The organism is Phormidium sp. CCY1219 (assembly GCF_055795085.1).
Genome location: NZ_JAYFEQ010000259.1, coordinates 1 through 805, shown reverse-complemented (window position 1 = coordinate 805; position 805 = coordinate 1). Strand labels below are relative to the sequence as shown.

Sequence of the window (805 nt, the reverse complement as noted above, 5' to 3'; positions counted from 1 at the left end):
TCCAGGAGCGCCACCCCTGCCTCCATTACCCCCGCCTCCCGAGGCCAACAATCCACAAGTGCCGGTACCCGCACCAGGGTCTCCAGGATCGCCACCCCCAACTCCACCACCGCCTCCCGAGGCCAACAATCCACAAGTGCCGGTACCCGCACTAGGGTCTCCAGGATCGCCACCCCCAACTCCACCACCGCCTCCCGAGGCCAACAATCCACAAGTGCCGGCACCGGGAGCGACTTCTGGACCAACTATACCTGTACCGCCATCGCCTTCCGATAATTTCGACGATGACGATAACGATAATGATCGAGCGACTGAAGATGAAATCCTCAGACCCTCTCAATTGATTCAGAATTATCAACTGACTTTAGAGTCAATCGATAGTAGAGAGTTTGTTGATTTGACTGCCAGTACAAGTTCCGATCGCATTTTTACTAATGGATTAGAATCCAAACCTCCCGATGTATTGTTTGGCGATGCTTTTGTCAGCCATGAGGGAAACATTTTGGGGACGACTAGCTCCCTAGAAAAACCGAATTATGGCAGTGATTTAACGTTGATATAATTTCTGTTCTGTCAACCTTGTCCTTCTTTGCCTGACCCTCGCTGCCGCGCGATCGGTCATTTGACCGTAGGTCTCACCTTGCCTGGTGCCCCGCAGGATAGCTTCTTGCAGAGCTAAGTAGGGTGGGCATTGCCCACCCTACCCCTAAAGCCCACCCTACCCTTACTTTATAGGAGAAATTCCCAATGGCTGTTAATTTATTCGATGCCAATTTCTACCGTGCTTTCAATCCAGATTTAGCTG

Annotated in this window: 2 protein-coding genes; one reads left to right on the top strand and one right to left on the bottom strand. The window is 51.6% G+C overall.

The features are described 5' to 3' along the window. Positions 1–224 (bottom strand): hypothetical protein (locus tag AC0QH1_RS03085; protein WP_324629360.1); only part of this gene is annotated, 224 nt, incomplete at its 3' end. 173 nt (positions 225–397) lie between these two features. On the opposite strand from AC0QH1_RS03085, the gene AC0QH1_RS03080 reads away from it, so the two are divergent. Further along, positions 398–562 (top strand): hypothetical protein, encoded by a 165-nt coding sequence (locus tag AC0QH1_RS03080; RefSeq protein WP_324629359.1) that lies wholly within the window; start codon positions 398–400, stop codon positions 560–562. Positions 563–805: the final 243 nt, after the last annotated feature.